2 protein-coding genes are annotated in these 4,836 nt (G+C 77.7%); both read left to right on the top strand.

The window, feature by feature from the left end; all coding sequences use genetic code 11:
- The first annotated feature begins 126 nt into the window (after positions 1-126).
- Positions 127-1,995, top strand: coding sequence for a non-ribosomal peptide synthetase (locus tag ACFVHV_RS43125; protein WP_380359255.1), 1,869 nt, complete (start codon positions 127-129; stop codon positions 1,993-1,995).
- The gene (locus tag ACFVHV_RS43130) at positions 1,992-4,835 is read left to right on the top strand and encodes a condensation domain-containing protein (protein WP_380359258.1); all 2,844 of its coding nucleotides are present in this window, start codon (positions 1,992-1,994) and stop codon (positions 4,833-4,835) included. The genes ACFVHV_RS43125 and ACFVHV_RS43130 overlap by 4 nt, the downstream gene beginning before the upstream one ends.
- Position 4,836: the final 1 nt, after the last annotated feature.

Consider the following 4,836-nt stretch of genomic DNA (forward strand, 5'->3'; position numbering starts at 1 on the left):
GGGGGCCGTCGCCGGGTGGGTGGTGGTGGGGGTGGCGGAAGGGGCCGCCACCGCCTCACCCCGCCCCACCCTCACCCGGGGGGCGCCCCGCCCCACCCGGCCGGGGCGCCCGGAAGGGAACCACCCATGACCACCAGCACCACCGAGCACCGCGCGCACCCCGCGACCTCCGCGACCTCAGCGACCTCCGCGCACCCCGCGGCTCCGCTCGACCGGACCGCCGAAGCCCTGCCCGCCCCGCTGCCCGCCCTGGTCGCCCGGCAGGCCGAGCAGCGTCCCGACGCGCTCGCCGTGACCGACGGCTCCACCGTCCTGACCTACCGCGAACTCGTCGACGCCGCAGGCCGGTTGGCCGCCGTCCTGGCCGATCGGGGGATCGGCCCCGGCAGCGCCGTCGCCCTGCTGTGCGCCCGCTCGACCCGATTCGTCGTCGCCCAGCTCGCCGTCTGGCGGGCCGGCGCACTGGTCGTCCCGCTCGACCCGGCCTACCCGCGCCCGCGGATCGCCGAAATGATCGCCGACGCGGACGTCCGGCTCGTCCTCGGCGACAAGGGACTGCTCGCCGAGGCCGGGCTCCCCGAGGACCGCACCCTGGTGCTGACCGAGCGCGGCACCGAGGCCGCCGACGGCACGGCGCCCGACGCCGCCGACCCGGCCGCGCCCGCGCTGCTCTACTACACCTCCGGCTCCACCGGCCGCCCCAAGGGCGTCCTGGTCCCGCACAGCGCCGTCGCCGACCTGGCCACCGCCGAGGACTCGATCGGCCTCGGCCCCCGCGACCGGGTGCTCTTCCACTCCACCGTCTCCTTCGACGCCACCACCTTCGAACTGTGGGCGCCGCTCGCCCGGGGCGCCGCCGTGGCCGTCTCCCCGAGCGAGCGGCCCAGCGCCGAGGACCTGGTCCGCGACGTCGAGAGCTTCGGCGTCACCACCGTCTTCCTCACCACCGCGCTCTTCCACCACCTGGCCGCCCGGCGGTCCCGGGTCTTCGGCGTGCTGCGCACCCTGGTCGTCGGCGGCGAGGCACTCTCCTCCGAGTACGCGGGCGCCGTGCTGCAGGCCTTCCCGTGGCTCGAACTGATCAACGCGTACGGGCCGACCGAGGCCACCACCTTCACCACCCTGCACCGGGTCACCCGGGCCGACTGCGCCGGATCCGTCCCGATCGGCCGGGCCTTCGGCGGCACCCGGGCGTACGTCCTGGACGAGCGGCTCGCGCCGGTGGCGCCGGGCGGCGTCGGCGAACTGTGGATCGCCGGCGACCGGCTGGCCCTCGGCTACCTCGACCGGCCGGAGCTGACCGCCGAGCGCTTCCGCGAACTGCCCGGCATCGGACGCGCCTACCGCAGCGGCGACCGGGTCGCCGAACGGCCGGACGGCTCCCTGGAGTACCACGGGCGCACCGACGACCAGGTCAAGGTGCGCGGCTTCCGGATCGAACCCGGCGAGGTCGAGCACGCGCTGCTCCAGCTGCCCGAGGTCGCCGAGGCGGCGGTCGTGGTCCGCCGCGCCGGACAGGTCGACGCCGCGCTCACCGCCTGCCTGGTCCTCGCCGAGGGCTCCCGCCCGGCCGTCGAGGCGCTGCGGGCCGCTCTGGCCGAGCGGCTGCCCGCCCACCTGGTGCCCACCGCCTGGACGGTGCTCGCCGCGCTGCCGCTGACCGGCAGCGGAAAGGTGGACCGGCGGGCGCTGGCCGCCGACGAACCGGACGGGGCACAGCCGTCCGCCGCCGCCGAACTCGGCCCGATCGAACAGGTCGTCGCCGAGGCGTGGAGCCGCGCCCTGGAACGCCCGATCACCGACCCGTCCGCCGACTTCCTCGCCGAGGGCGGGCACTCGCTGCTCGCCATGTGGGTGGTGGACGACCTGCGCGAGGACCTCGGGGTCGAGCTGTCGCTCGCCGACTTCCTCGGCCACCCGACCGTCGCCGCCCAGGCCGAGCTGCTGGAGCGCGCCCTGCGGGCCGCCGACGACACCCCCGGAGCCGACCGATGACCACCGTCGACCAGAGCGACCTGCTGCGCCGCGCCCGCAACCGGCGCGCCGCCACCCCCGTCGGTTCCGCCGCCTCCGCACCGCAGACCGGCCCCGCCCCGCTCTCGCACGCCCAGCAGCGGATGTGGCTGATGGACCACCTCGGCCAGGGCGGCGCCCTCTACAACGTGCCGGTCGCCACCCGGCTGCGAGGCCCGCTCGACCGGGCGGCCCTCGCCACCGCGATCACCGGCCTGACCGAGCGGCACGCCGTCCTGCGCACCCGCTACCCGCGCCGGGGCGACGAGCCGTACCAGCAGATCGACCCGGTCGTCCCGGTGCCGCTGCCGGTCCTGGACGCCACCGGCCCGGAGCAGCTCGCCGCCGAGGCCGCCCGGCCGTTCGACCTCGCCACCGGCCCGGTGCTGCGGGCCCTGCTCCTGCGGCACGGCCCCGACGACCACACGCTGCTGCTGACCATCCATCACATCGCGGTGGACGGCGGCACGTTGCGCCTCCTCGCCGCGGACCTCGCCGAGCTGTACCGCGCCGCGCGCGACGGCGAGCCGAACCGGCTCCCGCCGCCGGCCCCCTCGTACGCCGACTACGCCCGCCAGGAACGCGCCCGCGACGCCGAGCTGACGGCCACCGCCGGCGTCCTCGCGGCCGGGCTGGCCGGCGCCCGGCCGCTGCCCCTGCTGCGGCCCGTCCCGCCCGGCGCCCGGGAGCGCCGCGCCGCGCTGCACGCCGCCCCGCTGGAGTCCGCCGTGGTGGAACAGCTGCGCCTCGTCGGCGCGCGGCACGGCGCCACGCTGTACACCGTCGTGCTGGCCGCCGCGTTCGCCGCGCTGGGCATCGCCTCCGGGCAGGACGACCTCGTCCTCGGCTGCGCCAGTGGCCACGGGGCGCGGCCCGAGTTCCGCCGGACCGTCGGGCTCGCGGTCAACACCCTCGCCGTGCGCGCGAATCCGTCCGGGGACCCGTCGTTCACCGAGCTGCTCGCTCTGGTCCGCACCGCCCTGCTCGACGCCCAGCAGCACCACGAGGTGCCCCTCGACCTGGTGGTCGAGCGGCTCGGCGCGGCCGCGCGCGGCGCGGACGGCACCCCACTGCTCTCGGTCAGCTGCGACCTCGTCCAGACCGTCGACCCGTTGGCGCTGCCGGGCCTCCACACCGAGAACGTGGAACTCGACCTGGGGCTGGCCAAGTTCGGCCTCACCCTGCTGCTGGAGGACGGCCCGGAGCCGCGCTGCCTGCTGCAGCACGACCGGGACGCGCTGGACCCGGACACCGCCGCCCGGCTGGTCGGCGCCTTCGCCGAACTGCTCACCGCCGTGGCCGCCGACCCGGAACGGCGGCTGTCCGAACTGCCCGGAGAGCGGTTGACGGCCGCCGAACACCCGGTCGTGGAAGCCCTGTCGGCCGATCCGGCGGTGGTCGAGGCGGCCGTGGTCGAGAACCCGGACGGCCCGCCGCTCGCCTACGCGGTGGTCCGCGGGCCGGTCGCGCCGAGCGGCAGCGCCCTGCGGGCCGCCCTGCGCGGGCGCCTGCCGGCCGCCGAACTGCCGCTCGCGGTCACCCTCGTGGACCGGCTGCCCCGCCACGCCGACGGCACCCCCGACCGCGACCGGCTGCCCGGCGCCACCGTGCTGCCCGGCGCCACCGTTTTGCCCGGCGCCACCGCGGCGGCGGAGGGCCCGTTGGAGGCAGGCCCGCTGGACGTCGTACGGCAGGCCTTCGGCGAACTCCTCGGCACGACCCCGCCCGCCGACGGCGACTTCTTCGCGCTCGGCGGCCACTCCCTGGTCGCCGTCCAGCTCGCCGAACGCCTGCGCACCCGCACCGGGCTGCCGCTCACCGGCCTCGACATCCTGGAGCAGCGCACCCCGCGCGCCCTCGCCGCCCTGCTCGCCACCCGCACGGACGAGCGCCGCGCGGCCCTCGCCCAGGCCGGTGCCCGCTCGCGGACCACCGGCGCCCGCACCGGCACCGTCCTGCTCACCGGCGCCACCGGCGGGGTCGGCGCGGCCGTGCTCCAGGAGCTGATGGCCCAGGGCCGGCCGGTCCGGGTCCTGGTCCGGCCGGAGTCCGCGCACCTGCCCGCGCTGAACGGCGCCGAGGTGGCGGAGGGCGACCTCGGCGACCTCGACAGCCTGCGCCGGGCCGTCGACGGCGTCGACGCCGTCATCCACTCCGCCTGCACCTTCACCGACCACGCCACCGACCTCGCCGCCATGCGCGCCCTGGTCGACGGCTGGCGGGGCGGCCCGTTCGTCTTCGTCAGCAGCATCGACGCGTACGGCCGCCCGGCCGGCACAGAGGTCGCCGAGGGCGCCCCCAGCAGCGCACCCGTCACCCCGTACGGGCAGGCCAAGCTGGACTGCGAGCGGATCCTCTTCGAGGCCGCCGCGGCCGGCCGGGGCCAGGCCGTGGCCGTCCGCTCCCCGATCGTCTGGGGCCCGCACCACCGCCTGCGCGACCAGCTCCGCTGGGGCGCCACCGGCCCCCTCTACCAGGCCGCGCTGGCGGGCCGGCCGATCGGCCTGCCGGACGCCGAGGAGTGGCACGGAGCCTCCTGGGTGCACTCCGCCGCCCTGGCCCGCGCCCTCGGTGCCTGCCTCGCCCCGGACCACCCCGCCGCCGGCCGGGTCGTCAACGCGGTGAGCGGGCACCTCTCCTGGGCGGACTTCACCGCCGAACTGGTCCGCCTGCTCGGCTCCGACAGCCCGATCGTCGCCACCCCCGACGCCGACGGGGAACTCCGCCGCCCCTGGCACTACCGGGCGGACACCCTGGCCGGCCCGCTCGCCCCCGAGCCCGGCGAGGACTGGCGCAGCGTCCTGGCGGCCATGGTCCGCTGAC

Origin of the sequence: Kitasatospora sp. NPDC127116 (genome assembly GCF_042677365.1) — a bacterium.
GTDB lineage: Bacteria > Actinomycetota > Actinomycetes > Streptomycetales > Streptomycetaceae > Kitasatospora > Kitasatospora lactacystinica.

Coding starts and splice junctions, on each gene's coding strand:
- ACFVHV_RS43130 (WP_380359258.1), top strand. CDS start 1,992: ATGACCACCGTCGACCAGAGCGACCTGCTGCGCCGCGCCCGCAACCGG.
- ACFVHV_RS43125 (WP_380359255.1), top strand. CDS start 127: ATGACCACCAGCACCACCGAGCACCGCGCGCACCCCGCGACCTCCGCG.